The organism is Kribbella jiaozuonensis (genome assembly GCF_005233875.1).
GTDB lineage: Bacteria > Actinomycetota > Actinomycetes > Propionibacteriales > Kribbellaceae > Kribbella > Kribbella jiaozuonensis.
On sequence record NZ_SZPZ01000007.1, the window covers coordinates 141,898 to 157,869 of the forward strand.

General features: G+C 68.9%; 17 protein-coding genes. 6 read left to right on the forward strand and 11 right to left on the reverse strand.

The features are described 5' to 3' along the window. Positions 1–134 precede the first annotated feature (134 nt). Complete coding sequence (locus FDA38_RS39190; RefSeq protein WP_137259262.1) at positions 135–2,579, forward strand: HNH endonuclease signature motif containing protein; 2,445 nt, start codon at positions 135–137, stop codon at positions 2,577–2,579. 469 nt (positions 2,580–3,048) lie between these two features. Here FDA38_RS39190 and FDA38_RS39195 read toward each other — a convergent pair whose 3' ends face one another. The 6 genes from FDA38_RS39195 to FDA38_RS39220 form a co-directional block, all read right to left on the reverse strand. Continuing rightward, on the reverse strand, positions 3,049–3,792 hold the full coding sequence (locus tag FDA38_RS39195; protein ID WP_137259263.1) for a peptidoglycan-binding protein: 744 nt from the start codon (positions 3,790–3,792) through the stop codon (positions 3,049–3,051). Further along, entirely contained in the window at positions 3,789–4,001 is a 213-nt protein-coding gene (locus FDA38_RS39200; RefSeq protein WP_137259264.1) for a hypothetical protein, read from the reverse strand. The genes FDA38_RS39195 and FDA38_RS39200 overlap by 4 nt, the downstream gene beginning before the upstream one ends. 120 nt (positions 4,002–4,121) lie before the next feature. After that, entirely contained in the window at positions 4,122–4,604 is a 483-nt protein-coding gene (locus FDA38_RS39205) for a GNAT family N-acetyltransferase (protein WP_137259265.1), read from the reverse strand. A gap of 126 nt (positions 4,605–4,730) precedes the next feature. Then, complete coding sequence (locus tag FDA38_RS39210) at positions 4,731–5,564, reverse strand: SMP-30/gluconolactonase/LRE family protein (RefSeq protein ID WP_137259266.1); 834 nt, start codon at positions 5,562–5,564, stop codon at positions 4,731–4,733. A 34-nt stretch (positions 5,565–5,598) separates the two neighbouring features. Then, complete coding sequence (locus FDA38_RS39215) at positions 5,599–6,846, reverse strand: MFS transporter (protein ID WP_137259267.1); 1,248 nt, start codon at positions 6,844–6,846, stop codon at positions 5,599–5,601. Next, positions 6,843–7,463, reverse strand: coding sequence for an HAD-IA family hydrolase (locus FDA38_RS39220; protein ID WP_137259268.1), 621 nt, complete (start codon positions 7,461–7,463; stop codon positions 6,843–6,845). Before FDA38_RS39220 ends, FDA38_RS39215 begins: the two co-directional genes overlap by 4 nt. A gap of 109 nt (positions 7,464–7,572) precedes the next feature. On the opposite strand from FDA38_RS39220, the gene FDA38_RS39225 reads away from it, so the two are divergent. Beyond that, the gene (locus tag FDA38_RS39225; RefSeq protein ID WP_233715192.1) at positions 7,573–8,682 is read left to right on the forward strand and encodes an ROK family transcriptional regulator; all 1,110 of its coding nucleotides are present in this window, start codon (positions 7,573–7,575) and stop codon (positions 8,680–8,682) included. On the opposite strand, the gene FDA38_RS39230 is transcribed toward FDA38_RS39225, so the two are convergent. The 3 genes from FDA38_RS39230 to FDA38_RS39240 are packed head-to-tail and all read right to left on the reverse strand — an operon-like array spanning position 8,679 to position 11,072. Continuing rightward, the gene (locus FDA38_RS39230; protein ID WP_137259270.1) at positions 8,679–9,293 is read right to left on the reverse strand and encodes a DinB family protein; all 615 of its coding nucleotides are present in this window, start codon (positions 9,291–9,293) and stop codon (positions 8,679–8,681) included. The two genes, FDA38_RS39225 and FDA38_RS39230, sit on opposite strands and share 4 nt — an antisense overlap. After that, complete coding sequence (gene thiD / locus FDA38_RS39235; RefSeq protein ID WP_137259271.1) at positions 9,290–10,108, reverse strand: bifunctional hydroxymethylpyrimidine kinase/phosphomethylpyrimidine kinase; 819 nt, start codon at positions 10,106–10,108, stop codon at positions 9,290–9,292. Before thiD ends, FDA38_RS39230 begins: the two co-directional genes overlap by 4 nt. 1 nt (position 10,109) lies before the next feature. Then, entirely contained in the window at positions 10,110–11,072 is a 963-nt protein-coding gene (locus tag FDA38_RS39240; RefSeq protein WP_137259272.1) for a thiamine-phosphate kinase, read from the reverse strand. A 148-nt stretch (positions 11,073–11,220) separates the two neighbouring features. On the opposite strand from FDA38_RS39240, the gene FDA38_RS39245 reads away from it, so the two are divergent. From FDA38_RS39245 to FDA38_RS39260, 4 genes are all read left to right on the forward strand, one after another. Next, positions 11,221–11,457 (forward strand): Lrp/AsnC family transcriptional regulator, encoded by a 237-nt coding sequence (locus FDA38_RS39245; protein WP_170990044.1) that lies wholly within the window; start codon positions 11,221–11,223, stop codon positions 11,455–11,457. Positions 11,458–11,489: 32 nt separating this feature from the next. Further along, positions 11,490–11,945 (forward strand): DUF3515 domain-containing protein, encoded by a 456-nt coding sequence (locus tag FDA38_RS39250; RefSeq protein ID WP_137259273.1) that lies wholly within the window; start codon positions 11,490–11,492, stop codon positions 11,943–11,945. A gap of 130 nt (positions 11,946–12,075) precedes the next feature. Further along, a complete protein-coding gene (locus FDA38_RS39255) occupies positions 12,076–12,483 on the forward strand; it encodes a YciI family protein (RefSeq protein ID WP_202878065.1) in 408 nt (135 codons plus the stop codon). Positions 12,484–12,549: 66 nt separating this feature from the next. After that, positions 12,550–13,749 (forward strand): RNA polymerase sigma factor, encoded by a 1,200-nt coding sequence (locus tag FDA38_RS39260; protein WP_137259275.1) that lies wholly within the window; start codon positions 12,550–12,552, stop codon positions 13,747–13,749. 91 nt (positions 13,750–13,840) lie between these two features. Here the strand turns inward: FDA38_RS39260 and FDA38_RS39265 are convergent, their stop codons facing one another. Continuing rightward, the gene (locus FDA38_RS39265; protein WP_137259276.1) at positions 13,841–14,287 is read right to left on the reverse strand and encodes a class F sortase; all 447 of its coding nucleotides are present in this window, start codon (positions 14,285–14,287) and stop codon (positions 13,841–13,843) included. 302 nt (positions 14,288–14,589) lie between these two features. Beyond that, positions 14,590–15,963, reverse strand: coding sequence for an ice-binding family protein (locus FDA38_RS39270; RefSeq protein ID WP_137259277.1), 1,374 nt, complete (start codon positions 15,961–15,963; stop codon positions 14,590–14,592). Positions 15,964–15,972 lie beyond the last annotated feature (9 nt).

Below are 15,972 nucleotides of genomic sequence, written 5' to 3' on the forward strand. Positions count from 1 at the left end.
CGTCAACACATCATTGCCCACAGCAACGAGAGCGATGTTATCCACAGATTGAAATCTGTGGATAACCGGAATCCCTTGAAATAAAGGGCTTCCGAGTTTGAGAACTGTCGGTGGCCGTGTCTAAAGTCATCGGCATGGAACTGTTGGGTGAGCGACCGGCCTGGTCGATGAGCGGCGCAGACGTGTTGTCGACTCTCGACCAGGTGGACTCTGCCCTCGCCCGCATCGAAACGTACCGTCTGCAACTCATCGCCAGGATCGACGTTCTCGAACACGCGCAGGAGCTCGGCGCCCACAACACCGCCCAACTGCTCGAGTTCCGCTACCGCCTGGACCGCTCCCGCGCCCTCCGCGACGTACGCCTCGCCCGCTCCCTAGCCAAGTACGACGCCATGTCGGCCGCCCTCCCCGATCCCCACTCGGACCCCACGGACGCTGATGCCGACGAAGCAACCGAGGTCGTACTGCGTCCCGCGCAGGCGGAGGCAATCGTCTCAGCGCTCGACCAGGTGCCGTCAAAGGTTCCCGCCGAAGACGTCGCCGTCGCTGAGCGCGAACTCATCGGCCTGGCCCACCACTTGTCCCCCTTCGAACTGCGCAGAGCCGGCCAGCGCATCCGAGACGTACTCGACACCGATGGTCCCGAACCCGAAGAACACAAGGCCTACGCCCGCGAAACGCTCACCCTGACCAATGCCGACCGAGGCGTGAAGTTCCGCGGCTACCTGGCCAACGAGAACGCAGAACTCTTCCGCTCCCTCATCCACGCCGGCGCCCGCCCCCACAAGACCCTCGACGGCGACCCAGACCCCCGCTCCCGCGAAAAGCGCCAGGCCGACGCCCTAACCACGACCCTCACCATCGCCGCCACAGCCCTGGACGCGGGCACCCCCACCCCACGCACCCCTCGCCCCACGGGACCGGGCGGTGGGAGCATCGCGAGCTCAGCGAGCAGCACAAACAGCGCAACCGACGCGGGCGACGCGGAGAACTCGGCCCGCGGACCCGAAGCGAGCCGCGCAATCGGTGACCGTGAAGCGATCGCCACGATCGGCACCACCAGCGGCAGCGGCGGCAGCGGCGGCGGCGGCGGCAGCGGCGGCGGCGGCAGCGGCACCAGCGGCAGCGGCAGCACCAGAACCAGCGGCAGCACCAGAACCAGCGGCAGCGGCAGCGCAAGCACCAGCACCAGCACCAGCACCAGCAATGCTCGCGACGCGAGTTCTGCGCACCGCACCAGCCTCGCGAGCGGCGCGTCGGGCGAAGGTGCCGACGGGCGCGTGGCCAGCCCGGAAGGGGCGACTGGTGCTGGCGTCAGTCGGGGGCCGGATGGAGCCGCTGACGTACCGGGTTTCGGAGCGAAGGCGAACATCACCATCACCATCGACCTGCAGGACCTTAAGTCGGCGGCAGCGGATGCGATCGGCGACACCGTGTACGGCGACGGCTTGTCAGCGGCCGCGATCCGGCGTCTCGCCTGTGACGCGAAGGTCATCCCCCTCGTCCTCGGAACGAACTCCGAACCACTGGACGTCGGCCGCTCCGAACGCCTCGTAACCCGCGCAATGCGTCGCGCCCTCAACACCCGCGACCGCGGCTGCGTAGTATGCGGCGCCCCGCCCATCCAGTGCGACGCCCACCACCTCATCTCCTGGATCGACGGCGGCGAGACCAAGATCTCCAACCTCGTACTGCTCTGCCGCCGCCACCACATCGACCTCCACGCAGGCGACTGGACCATCACCATCCTCGACAGCAAAGTCCACGTCGCCCGGCCCACCTGGGCCGACCCTCCACCTCACCCCACAACGATCCCCAAGCCTCCGCATGCCCAGACGCCGTCGCAGGCCGCGCGCCACTCATCCACGCCCAATCACAATCCGTCGACCAACGCCCCACCTCACCACGACGGAGCTGATCAACGCCCGACCCATGTCGCGTCCACCGACGGCGGCGGCCCGACCATGCACGTCCCGCGGGATCACCCGCGCGGACGGCAGGTGACAACCGCGCCCACACCCACGGGGCAGTCTTCGTGCGACGTCACACCAACGCGCCGTGCACCGCACCAAGCATCAACCCACCGGCCGTCGAACGACCGTCAGCCGAGGGACTGCGAACCAGATCACGCGGCGAACGACCGCGACGTTGACGGCTGCGAGGAGGGTGACCGTGGCTCGACCGAGCAGTCTGTGGCGAGGGCTGCGGTTGCTTCGGTGGTTCGGCGCTCTGCGCTGGGGCGTCAGTTGCTTCGCCGAGTGCGGGCACGCGAGGGCAGTTCTGACGACGGCAGTGCGGGCGCGAGCGGTGCGGGCGCGAGCAACGTGCGCGAGAGCGATGTGGAGGAGGCGTCGGGGAGCTCGTTTCGGGAGGCGGCGTACCAGGTGATCTGGGGTGAGGTGAGCACGCCGCAGTCGGATCGCGAGACCGCCACCGGACAGGTCCCGATCGCGACTCCGCGGGCTGAGGCGCCGCTCGAGCCGCGCACCGAGCAGTCCGCGCAGCCGTCAGGCGATCCAGTGCCGATCGGCTCGCCGTCAGGCGAATCGGTGTCTAGCGGCTTCCGGCGTGCATCGTAGATGGTTGCCTACAGCAAATGCATCCGTGGCTCGCCGCCGTGGGGACCGCAAGCTCTCGTTCGACGGACCTCTGCGCCTGCTGTGGTCGGTGCTGCGGGTGCGGGCACATGGTCGGGAGTCCGCCAGCAAGCATGCGTGCGGAGACCCGCCAGCCATCACGCCTTGGAAGAGGCAGTCGGCAACTACGCCCTTGGAACAGCGGGCGCTGCACGACCTGATCGCCGGCACCGTCTGTCGGCAACCAGGCGCGAGGGCATTCCGTCTGCGACCGCACGAGGCCAGTCCGTCTGGGACCGCACGAGGCCAGTCCGTCTGGGACCGCACGAGGCCAGTCCGTCTGCGGCCACGCGTGGGTGAGTCCGTCGGCGGGCTTGTCGACGGGCGCACGTCGGCGCAGTAGACGTCCGCGGCCGATCGGGCGGCCACGCTCCTCAGCGAGATGACCGAGGAGCCCGACGGGGACCGGTTGTCAGGTGCGGGGGACTTTGAGTTTGTCCCAGGTTTGTTGGCCAGGGATTCCGTCGGCGTCGCTGCCGGGTTGGGAGACTGAGCCGTGGAAGCCTAGTTTTTGTTGCCAGGCTGAGTAGGACTTGAGGTCGCCGGTGCCCCAGGTGTCCTTGTTTGTTTGGGTTTCGTACTTGTTGCAGCCGACCGCGACCAGGCGTGCGTGCATCGCGGCGATGATGGGGCTCTTGCGGCCCATCACGAAGAAGGACTTGCCCGGGAACGTGACGAAGCCGGTGCGTGGTTCGGTGGAGTGCACGTACGACGGGCGGCCGTACCCGGCGATCACGTCCGACTTGCGGGTGTGGCGGTCGCATTTGTCGTCGAAGTTGCCTTCGATCGTGTAGATGTTCGCGCCGCTGACACCGGTGACGATGCCGACGTGGTCGATCTTCGACTTGACGTCGGTGCCACCCCAGTCGAAGAAGACGATGTCACCGCGCTGGATGCCGGCGACGTCCTTGTGCCATTGGCTGTGGTTCTTGAACGCGTGGGCGTGTGCGGTCGTCAGGGCGTAGTACCCGCCGTACGTCACCGCGTTCTGGTTGCCCGAATGCCAGGCCCAGTACGTGATCGAGGCATCGCACCACGGGAAGTTGCCGCTGAAGGCCGAGCCGTTCTGGTCGCGGTACCACTCCTGGATCTTGTTCGGCTCGGTGAGGCCGAGGTCGAGTTCGGCCTGATGGACCATGTCCTCGATGCCGCTCATGAGCCGGTGCTCCCGCTGTACTCCGGCTCGCCAGCGGGCGGGCGTCCGTACCCGCCGCGTTCGGGTGGGCCGAACTCCTCTTCCAGCAGTTCGGATTCGTTGTCGAGCCGGTGATCGAAGCTCGGCTCGGTGAGCAGTCGGGCCTGCTCTTCCTGGGACATCTCGTCCGGGTCGTCCTCATACGGTCCGTCGGACCGCACGTCATCCATGGTCACAGCTCCCCCTCAAGACGTACCGAAGCCCCCAGCCTTGATCTGCTCATCATGCTCCGGCCCATGGGGTTCGTCCACGGGCCGGAGCATGCTCAAACGCTTTATCGACAAGCGGGGTTAGAGCTCCCGGAAGTACACCGCGACCGGAAGTTTCACGCAGCCGAGACTCTCGTAGAACGCACGGGCGGGCGCGTGGAAATCGTCGCCACCCGTGCCGATCTCGACGTACTCCGCTTGTTCGGCGCGCATCGCCTCGAACGCGTGCTGGCACAGCGCGGTCCCGGCATTCGACCGCCGGTACGCCGCCGAGACCGCCAGCAACTCGACCGTGCCTTTCGAACGAGCCGGGTCGACGTTCCAGGCGACGTACCCGAGCAAGACGCCATCCGATTCGGCGATCGCGACGTACTTGTGCTGCGCCGGGTCATGCAGCCCGGCGACCTCGCGGTGGTAATCACCCCGCCAGTCACCGTGCTGGTGGGTGAAGATGGTCTCGCCGACCAGCGGGCGGAACGAGTCTTCGAAGAACGGCCCGAAGGTGTCGATGGTCAGGTCGATGAGCCGGGCCAGGTCAGCGTCGACGTACGAACGAATCTGCATGGAGTGTGCCTCTCACAGCGAAGGTGGAATCCGGGCAGGCGTCACCGGCCCGCCGCGCGTGCGGCAGCGGCGGGCCGGTGTCAGCGCCGGATGCGCCCGGCGGCGAAGCACTCCATGCAGAGGATCTTACCGACCGACGCTGACCGGGACGGTGAAGATCTGGCCGGTGCGCGGTCCGTTCTTCAGGCGGTCGAGGTTGTCGGTGATGCTGTCGTCCGTGTGCCACTCCGAAGTCAGGATGCAGAGGGTCGGGCCATTGAAGTCGGCCAGGGTCAGCGCGAACGGCGCGCGGTTCTCGGGGAGGTCGATGTGCTGCAGGATCTCGCCGCCGTCGGTGACTCGTACGACGGCGTTGCCGCCGGTCTGTACCCAGATCGCGCCCTCGGCGTCGAGACAGATGCCGTCGGGGCCGAGGTTCTCCGCGAACACGCGGCGGTTGGACAACCCGCCGTCCGGCTCGACACCGAACGCGGACAGACGGCCGGCGAACGACTCCGAGATGACCAGCGTTCGGCCGTCGTGCGTGAGCACCATCCCGTTCGGGAACTGGATCTCGTCCGCGACCTGGCGGACCTGCCCGTCCGGCGTCACCAGCTTGATGTAGCCGGGTTTCGGCGCCTCGCCGCCGGCGAAGTTGAAGTCTGCGCCGTTGAGATAGATGTTGTCGTGCGCATCCAGGACCAGCTCGTTGGCCTTCTGCTCGGCGAGGACCGTGACCGATCCGTCGGGCTCGTACCGCCGGAGCTTCTCGCCGGTGGTCAGCATCCGGCCGTCGGCCAGCCAGTCGATCGACCAGCCCATGAGCTGCTCGACCGGCACCGGGAAGTACTCCGTCTTGCCGTCGGCATCGACGGCGACCACCTGCTGCTCGATCCAGTTGCAGAACCAGAGCCGCCCGTCGTGCCAGCGGCCCGACTCGGGCATCGCCAGGTTGTCCAGGAAAATCGTCGGTTCGGACATCACGTCACCTCATTCGATCGGGTCGTTTCACCCCCTACACGAACGAGGTCCGGCCGGATCGACGGCTGAGCAGAAAAAGTACGGCGATCAGCGGCAGCGTTACCAAGTACGCCGTACGCAGATCGACGGCTCGTGCCAGTACGGCGAGTACCGCCGGCGCGAGCAGGATCGCCGTACCGGACGCCAGCGCGCCGACCGCGGACAGGCGGGCTGAGCTGAGGCCGGGCGTCGCGACCAGGGATGCGAGCGTGACCGGATAGAGCGGCGCGACGCCGAGACCGGCCACCACCAGGCCGACGGCGACGATGACCGGGGTATCGAACAGGCTGACCATCAAGGTGCCGCAGGCCGCGAGCGCACCGGAGGGCAGTACGGGCGACCAGTTGCGCCAGCGGAGCGGGCCGATCGCCCGGCCGACCGCCATCCCGATCGGGAACGCACTCCCGAGCGAGGCAGCCGTTGCCGTCGGCAAACCGGTGGCCACCAACCGCGCCACCGCCCAGACCACGAAGCAGAACTCGACCGAAACCGAGAGCACGACGCGCAACCACCCGATGCCGACATCGACAACTACCTGACGCCCCACCCGTCCGCGCCACTTCCGCCCCAACCCCACCGCCGGAGCCGAATCAATCAACACTGCCACGGGCTCATCGACGCGCCCACCCACCTGTCGGAACGTCGGTCGTCGGTCGTCGGTCGGTGTGACCGGGGCGATCGGGTTCGTGCGGCGAGTGAGAACGGCGAGGAGCAGCAAAGGTGGCGCAGCGGCGAGCATCGCTAGGCGGCCACTAGGGCCCAGTCCGTCGATGGCGCCGATCGTGAGTGGTGCGAGGATGCCTGCCCCGCTGGCGACCGCGTTGACGCGGCTCAGTCGCACTGCGGCTGTTGGTCCGTTGAGCATGAGCGGTGCGACCAGTGTGAGCATCGCCCCACCCAGTCCGACGCACAGCGCACCTGCGATAACGACGGTGTACGCCGGTGCGAGGGCGAGCAGCCCCGCGCCGAACGCGCAGACAACAGAGCCGAACCCCATGGCCGTCGGGATCGACCACGAGCGCAGCAACCGCGGGCCGATCACCGCGACAACGAGCAGACCGACCGCAAAGCCCGACGACAACAGCGCGAGCCGGCCCGGTGGTTCGTCGAGGTCGCGGGCGAGGATGGCGACGCACGCGCCGAGGCCGGCCAGGACGAAGCCCATCGCCGACAGGGCGATGCCGATCCGGATCTCGTCGCCGCGAGCCCCGGAGTCAACCCGCGCCTCCGCGGCCGCGGTCATTGCGAGCCTTTGAACAGCCCGCCGAGCTGGTGGAGGTCAGCCAACTCGATGTCGGCGGCAATGCCCTTCAGCCCAGCGGTCAACGCACCAGAAGCCCGGCCCGCAGTCAGGCCGACCACGGTGTCCTCGACGACCAAGCACTGCACAGCCGGTACGCCGAGCAGCTCCGCCGCCCGCAGGTACCCCTCGGGATCCGGCTTGCCGCGTTTGACGTCGTCGAGCGTCACAAGGATCGACGGCGAGATCCCGACCGCGTCCAGCCGGACCTTCGCCAGCCGGGTCGAGGCGCTCGTGTAGACCGCCCACGGCAGACTCATCTCATCCAGCAGCGCAGTCAGCTCGAGGGCGCCCGGCGTGGCCACGACATCGGACACGTCGTCGCACTCGATGTCCAGCACCCGCGCGACCGCAGCCGCGCGTTCGGCGGGCGAGAGGTCGGGCCGCATCCGCGTGATGGTCGCCTCGGCCGGGTTCCCGTGCGCGATCGCGAGCACGTCGGCGGCAGGTACGCCGTACTCCGTCGCCCAGCGGCTCCAGCTCCGGTCGACGACCGCGTCGGAATCGACCAGGGTGCCGTCCATGTCGAACAGGACTGCGCGAATGTCCCGGATCTCCATGACACCTCCCATTAAACTCGTCCCACGAGCATAAACTGCTCCGGGGACAGAACGAAAGGCAGCTATGAATCCTGTGCGCCGGGGACAGTGGCAGACGGCTTCGGACGTCTTGACCCAACTGACTCGCCAGCCGGGGATCACCCGCGCCGCGGTGGCGCGGACGCTGCGATTGAGTACGGGTTCGGCGACCGAGGTGACGGCTCGGCTACGCGACGTACGCCTCGTGACCGAAGTACCAGCGCCCAGTCAGGGGCGTGGTCGGCCGACCACCTTGCTGCGGGCGCATCCGGAAGGGCCTGTGGTGCTGGCGCTCGACCTGCGGCAGAGCAGTTGGCGGAGTGCGGTCGTGACGCTCGACGGCTCGCTGCAGGACCCGCAGTACCGGCGCCACCGGAGCAGGCGGCCGCAGGTCGTGCTGAACAACCTGCGGCGCCAGGTGGAGCAGGCACGGCAGCAGTACGGCGACAGGCTGCGGATGGTGAGCCTCGCCGTACCAGGAACCATCCGGGACAACCACCTGATGCAGGCGCCGACGCTCGAGTGGGCCGAGCTGGATCTGGAGACCATCACCGAAGGCACTGGGCTGCCGCTGCTGGCCGGCAACGACGCCACGCTGAGTGGGGTGGCTGAGGCGCGTACGGGCGCTGCGGCGGGGGCGGGTACGGCGCTGCACCTCATCATCGAGGTGGGCATCGGTGGGACGCTGCTGATCGACGGCGTGCCGGCGCAGGGGGCGTCGGGGGCAGGTGGCGAGTACGGGCACATGCCGTTCGGCGACCGCTCCCGGTCCTGTCCGTGTGGCGCTCGTGGGTGCTGGGACCTGGAGATCGACGGGCGTGCGCTGGCGCGACACCTGAAGCAGGGGCGGCCGGACGATCCGTACGCCTACACCGAGGAGGTGCTGCGGCGTACGGACCGGAATGCGCGCGCTGCGGTGACCAAAGTGGTGGCAGCGCTGGGCAGCGGCATCGCCGGTCTGGTCAACGCGCATGACCCGGATGTGATCACCATCGGCGGGCTCGCGATCCCGCTGCGGGCGGCTGCGGAGCGCAGCTTCAAAGAGGCGTACGAGGGTGGGTTGATGACGTTCCACCGCGGGACTCCACCGCCGGTGCTGCCTGCGATGCTGTCCGACGGTCCACTCCGAGGCGCGGCTGCGCTGGCCCTCGACCAGCTCACGACTGAGCCCGCGATCGCCGCGTGGGTGGCGCAGCGTTAGTCGATCGCTTCTACAACCTCATCGGTCGCTTCAACCTCTTCGACCTTCGGCTTGGGGACGATCGGCGGCTCCACCTTCGCCAGGATCTCGACGATGTCGTGCCGGTGGTGCTGGATCTCGTGCGCGGTGTGGCGGATGATCCAGCCCAGCGTGCGCGGCGCCCGCACCGGGTAGTTGTACAGCCCCAGCTTCCCCAGCTCCTGCGGCCGCAGTACTCGCGCCGCCGCACCGAAGTCCTTGGCGTTCCGCACCAGCGCGGCCGCTACCTCCATCGGGTCCTGTTTCTCGTACTTCTCCTGCTTCACCCGACCGGTCCGGTCCATCGGCGCGTACACCGGCCGGTCCTCCGCCAGGCACTGCGCGATCCGCAGCCGCTGCACCTCGAGTACGTCGCGCACGTGGCACGCGTACTCGATCGCCGACCACACGTCCGGCTCCGGGCGCAGGCGCACCACGTTCGCGTCCGGGCCGGCCGCGGCCTTGGTCAGCGCCATGCTGCAGTCCGCCGACTGCCGGATCAGCAGGGTCACAGTGCCCTGCAGGTCACCGGTGTCGTAGTTGAAGCCGCACTGCTCGCAGTACCCGTCGACCGGGGGCTGCTGCTTGGTCAACTGCTTCTCCCTCGAAATCTCCACGCATGATCGACCGGTCCGATGCCATCACCGAGCGCGAACCCGGCTGCGATCGCTCCGGTCACGTACTCCTTCGCGGCGCCGACCGCACCCGGTACGTCGTACCCACCTGCCAGGTACGACGCTATGGTGCTCGCCAGCGTGCATCCGGTGCCGTGCGTGTGCCTGTTGTCGGCGCGGACCGCACTGTACGAGCGCCGTACGCCTGGACCATGCAGCACGTCCACTGCCGCCGTACCGACGTCGTGGCCGCCCTTCACCAGTACCCACTGCGCACCGGCGTCCAGGAGCAGCTTTGCCGCGAGCTCTCGGTCCTCGATGGTCTCCAGCTCGATACCGGCGACCGGTCCGAGCTCAGTGAGGTTCGGAGTGAGCACAGTAGCCAGCGGGACGATCTCGGTGCGTACGGCGGCCATCGCGTCAGCGGCGAGTAGCGCGTCTCCGTGCTTGGACACCGATACCGGGTCGACCACGATCGGCACGTCGTCCGGCAGCGTGCGCAGCAGCGAGGCGACGACCCGGACCATCGGTTCGGAGGCGAGCATGCCGGTCTTGACCGCGTCTACGCCGATGTCGTCGACCACGCTGTGGAACTGGGCGCGCACCTGCTCCTCCGGCAGCTCCCAGGCGCCCTGGACGCCGAGGCTGTTCTGCGCGGTGATCGCGGTCAGCACGCTCATGCCGTGCACGCCGTTGGCGAGCATCGCCTTGAGGTCCGCCTGGATCCCGGCCCCGCCACCGGAGTCGGACCCGGCGATGGTCAGCACTCGGGGCGGTGCACTCCCGACCGGCATCTCAACTCCTGAAGTGGGCGTGGCCTGTCTCGTCAGCATACGGCGAGCCGTCCACGGTCACGGTCCCGGCCGGGCGTTCCTCGTTGCCCTCAGCAACCGACCCGATGACGGTCCAGCCCTCGGGCACGTCGGCCGGCTCGAACGTGCCGACCAGCGCGTGGTCCTCGCCGCCGGTCAGCACGAACTTGAGCGCGTCCACCCCGGTCGCGGCGGCAACCGCCTGGAGCGGCTCCGGCACGGTCAGCGCCTTCGTGTGCACGTCGATGATCACCTGGCTCGCCTCGGCGATGTGGCCGAGGTCGGCGAGCAGTCCGTCGCTCACATCACACAGCGAGGAGGCGCCGGCCAGCGCGGCGCGGGGACCTTCGGCGTACGGCGGTTGCGGGCGACGGTGCGCTTCGACCACAGCCCGGGGTGAGCGGAACCCGCGGGCGAGAACGGCCCAGCCCGCCTCGGCCCAGCCCAGTCGGCCGACGTACGCGACCTCGTCGCCTGGGCGGGCACCTGAGCGCAGTACCGGTTCGCGGCCGTCCAGTGAACCGAATGCGGTGACCGACACGACCACCTTGTCCGACTGGACCGTGTCGCCGCCGACGATGCTCGCCTCGACCAGCTCGCATTCGTCGACGATGCCCTGGTTGAGCTCCAGCGCCCAGGCGGTCGGCAGGTCGGCAGGGCCGCCGAAGCCGACCACGAGCGCGGTCGGCCGCGCGCCCATGGCCACCACGTCGGCCAGGTTCTGTGCGGCGGCCTTGCGGCCCACGTCGTACGCGGACGACCAGTCCTGGCGGAAGTGGCGTCCCTCCACCAGCAGGTCGGTGGTGATGACCATCCGGCCGTCCGGCACCGCCATCACGGCCGCGTCGTCACCTGGACCGACCAGGACGTCCTCACCTGTGGACAGCCCTTTGGTGACGGCCGCGATCAGGCCGAACTCACCTGTGCTCCCCAACGTCTCTGTCACGTCAGCAGACCTCCCATATCGCTGACCGGAGTCTAGGCGGTACCGTGACCGGGCAACTATGAGTACGCCCGGCTGTCTCGCAGTACCGCCGTACAGCGGTGCGCACCGGCAGTTGGAGCCAGCTGAGGACGACTGAGTGGAGAACGACGTGGTGGTCCAGGCCTACATCCTGATCCAGACCGAGGTCGGCCGCGCGGCCGACGTCGCCGCGCAGATCGCCGAGGTCCAGGGCGTCACCCTGGCCGAGGACGTCACCGGTCCGTACGACGTGATCGTCCGCGCGGAAGCCCGCAACGTCGACGAACTGGGCAAGCTGGTGGTTGCCAGGGTCCAGAACGTTCCCGGCATCACGCGTACGCTGACCTGTCCCGTCGTCCACATCTGAGCCGTCCACACGAGGACCCGCCTGTTTTCGGTATGCCCAAATTCCTGCTCGCTGCACTCGGCGTGATCGTGCTCGCCGGGTGCAGCCCGGGTCCCACGCCCGTCCCGGTCCCCTCCCCCGCGCCTGCGGTCGCCGCCGCCTGCACGCAGCTCATCCAGGCGATGCCGGCGAAGGTTCTCGACCAGAAGAAGCGGAAGACCTCGCCCGAGAGCCCGCTGACCACGGCGTACGGCAACCCGTCGATCGAGGTGACCTGCGGCGTGGCGCCCCCGGCCGGCATGGCCGAGGCGCAGTCCCAGTGCTTCCAGGTGAACGGGGTCGGCTGGTTCGCCAAGCAGGTCCAGAACGGCTACATCTTCACCACCATCGGCCGCGAGCTCTACCTCGAGATGGCCGTCCCGTCGAAGTACTCCCCCGAAGCCAACGCCCTCACCGACGTCTCCGACGCTATCCACAACCACAACAAACTCGTCACGCCCTGTACCTGACGAGTGCATACTCCCTGGCGAGATCGAAAATCGTCTGCTGGTGGTGTCCGGTTGGGGGCCGCGGGGGCGACGTCTCGAGTGGAGGCGCCTGCGGTGGGCGTCCTGACGATGGGAGGCAGCTGTGAAGTACATGATCCTGACGTATGCGTCGCAGCAGGACTATGACGGGATGGCAGGGAAGGACACCGGGAAGCCGGCCTGGACGCCGGAGGACTTTGCGGCGATGGGGGCGTTCATGGAGAAGTTCAACAACGAGTTGGTCGAGTCCGGTGAGCTGGTCGAGACGCGGGCGCTGGCGGCGCCGGTGCTGACGCGACGGCTCGGGTCGAAGGACGGGCAGTCGGTGGTGACGGACGGTCCGTATGCGGAGACCCAGGAGGTGCTCGCGGGGTACTGGATCGTCGAGTGCGAGTCGTTCGACCGGGCGACCGAGATCGCGTCCCGGCTCGCGGATACGCCGGCGCCGGAGTTCCTGCGCGCGACGGCGTACGCCGATATCCGGCCGATCGTCGAGGGCCAGGACGAGCTGGTGGAGTGAGGCTCGGGGATGCGGTGAGGTGATCGACATGGCCGTCGCGGTCGGGGATCGGGTGGGGTGAGCGGGATGACCGTCGCGCTTGGGGAGCTGCTGCGGGAGCTGGCGCCGCAGGTGTTGGGCGCGTTGGTGCGGCGGTACGGGCACTTCGACACGGCCGAGGACGCGGTACAGGAGGCGCTGCTGGCGGCGGCCGAGCAGTGGCCGGTCGATGGCGTGCCGGACAGTCCTCGCGGGTGGTTGATCACGGTGGCTTCTCGTCGGCTGACGGACCTGCTGCGGCGGGAGCAGGCTCGTCAGCGGCGGGAGGATCGGGTCGCGCAGTGGGCGCCGCAGGGTGAGCCGGTCGGGGGTGCGGACGACACGTTGGTGCTGCTGTTCCTGTGTTGTCATCCGTCGTTGTCGCCGGCGTCGCAGATCGCGTTGACGTTGCGGGCCGTGGGTGGTTTGACGACGGCGGAGATCGCGCGGGCGTTCCTGGTGCCGGAGGCAACCATGACGCGGCGGATCACGCGGGCGAAGGCGAGCGTGAAGGAGAGCGGTGCGCGGTTCGCGATGCCGGTCGATCGCGAGGAGCGGCTGGGCGCGGTGTTGAAGGTCGTGTATCTGATCTTCAACGAGGGTTATGCGAGTACGACGGGTTCGAGCCTGCAGCGGGTGGAGTTGGCGGCCGAAGGGATCCGGTTGGCGCGGATGCTGCATCGGTTGCTGCCTGACGACACAGAGGTGGCGGGGCTGTTGGCGTTGATGCTGTTGACGGATGCGCGTCGGCCGGCGCGGACCGGGCCGCTCGGGGAGCTGGTGCCGATGGCGGAACAGGATCGGTCGCTGTGGATCCAGGAGTCGATCCGGGAGGGCGTCGAGCTGATCACGGCGACGCTGCCGCGGGGGCCGGTCGGGCCGTATCAGTTGCAGGCGGCGATTGCTGCCGTTCATGACGAGTCACCCAGTGCGGAGGAGACCGATTGGCCGCAGATCGTTGCGTTGTACGAGGTGCTGCTCCAGCTGACCGATAACCCGATGGTTGCCCTCAACCACGTGGTCGCCGTCGCGATGGCGCGCGGCCCGGGCGAGGGGCTCGCGCTGCTGAGTTCGATCGAGGACGACGACCACCTCGCCAAGGACCACCGGTTGGCGGCCGTCCGGGCGCACTTGCTCGAGATGTCGGGCGATGTGGCGGGAGCCCGGACGGCGTACGAGGAGGCCGCGGGTCGGACGACGAGTCTTCCCCAGCAGCGTTACCTCCGGGCCCGGGCGAGCCGGCTGTGACTGCGGGACGGGAGCATTTGGCCGCGGGGCGTCGGAGGGAGGTCGGGCGTCGTAACCGCCTGAGCGCGGTCAGGGCAGCGGGGCCGAGCGGTCAGCTGATGAGATCGGCGAACACGACGAGATTGGCCTCGTACTTCGCCGACTCGTAGTCGAGGCCGCCGCAGGTGATCAGGCGGAGGCCGGGGTGATTGATGTCGCCGTAGACCACGGCGCTCGGGAAGCTGGTCTTCGGGTACTGCTGGACCCGGGTCACCCGGAAGACGGCCCTTGAATGGTCCTGTCGGGTGACGACGATCGTGTCGCCGGGCTTGAGTTGTGCGAGTCGGGCGAATACGCCTGCGCGGCCGGACCAGTGGACGTGGCCGGCGATGACGGCCGGGCCGCGCTCGCCCGGTGTGGGGGCGCCGGTGAACCAGCCGGCTGGGAATCCGTTCGGCGGGACCTGGAGAGTGCCGTCGCGTTTGAGGCCGAGGCGGATCAGGTCCGTGTCCACCCCGATCGCGGGGATCCTGACCCGGATCGGGGTGGACTTCCGCATCGGAGCGGTCTGCTCGCGCCCGCGGCCCGGGGGTGGCCGTTGGGACGGTGCAGTGGATGGCCCCGAGCGGAGCGCTGGGGTGTGGGGGCCTGCGGTGGTGCGTTGCGGCGTGCCTGCGGCAGGTGCGCTCGGTGTGGGGGTGATGACGGTGGTGGTTGGCGCGGTCGGGGTTGGCGCGGCGGTACCGCCGCGCGCGATCTCGGCCGGCATCGCATCGGGCTGAGTCGGCCCCGTGCCTGACTCAGCTGTGCAGCCGGTCGCCGTCAAGACGGTCGCGAGGAGCAGGACCGCCGCGCCGGTCCTCATGGGGTGCTGATCCCGCTCCCGCTGAACCAGTTGAGTCCGGCGACGCGCCAGCTGGACCAGATCAGTCCTGGGGCGCTCCAGGTGAACCAGTTGAGTCCGGATGCGCTCGGCGGCCTGATGAGGACGATCGACAGCCCGGACGCGTCACCTGTTCCGACCGAGCCTTGCGGGGTCTTGGTTACCTGAGGCGGCCTTGGCGAGACCGTTGGCGGGGAGGCGGTGGGCCGTGGGGTCGGCCGAGTCGATGGCGCGGTGGGGGTCGGCGGCGTCGGCGTGGTCGTCGGTGGGGCCGTGGGCGTTCTGGTCGGCGGCGTAGTGGGTGGAGTCGACGTCGTCGGTGGGGACGTCGGCGGCGTCGTCGGGGGTGTTGTGGGCGGGGTCGTCGGCGGCGTTGTGGGCGGGGTCGTGGGCGGGGTCGTGGGCGGGGTCGTGGGCGGGGTCGTGGGCGGGGTTGTCGGCGGGGTTGTCGGCGGGGTTGTCGGCGGGGTTGTCGGCGGGGTTGTCGGCGGGGTTGTCGGCGGGGTTGTCGGCGGCGTTGTCGGCGGCGTTGTAGGCGGCGTTGTAGGCGGGGTCGTGGGCGGGGTGGTGGGCGGGGGGGTGGGCGGGGTGGTGGGCGGCGTTGTTGGTGGGGTGGTGCAGGTTGGTTTGGTGAGGGTGTTGGTGTCGAGGGTTACCGAGCCGTTGCGGGCCAGCATTCGGCCGACGGCGGTGGCGCCGGTGTTCATGGTGATCGAGGCGAGTGCCAGGACGGTTCCGCGGAACTGGGTTGCGGTGCCGATGGTGGCCGAGCTGCCGACCTGCCAGAACACGTTGCAGGCCTGGGCTCCGTTCGTCAGCACCACGCTGCTGCTGCTCGCGGTGGTGAGGGTCGAGCCCGCCTGGAACACGAAGACCGCCCCCGCGTCGCCCTCCGCGTCCAAGGTCAGCGCGCCGGTCAGCCCGATCGAGGAGGCCGAGTTGTAGACGCCCTGGGTCAGCGTCTTTCCGCCCAGGTCGTCGGTGATCGGCGTACGCGGCGACTCCCCCGCGGCGACGTTGTACGCCGTGACCAGGTCCTTCTTTGCCTCCTGGGTCACGGCGTCGCCGGCGTGGTTGGTACCGGTGATCGTCATCGTTCCGGTGCCGCTGATCGCCGGATTCGGGAAGCTGCCGATGTCTCCGGTCAGCACGGTCGGTCCGGTGTTGGTGATTCCGGCACCGCCGAGGATCACAAAACTCCCGGCGGTGCCGAGCGGTACGGCCACGGCTGCGGCCTGAGCGTTGCCGCTGGTGGCGAGGAGCCCGCCGGCGGAGGCGACGAGCGCGGCCGCTACGGCGAGTGCGCTCAGCCGCAACCGGCTGCCGGGTGTCGCATAGGTGGAAGACTTCATAGTTGGGTT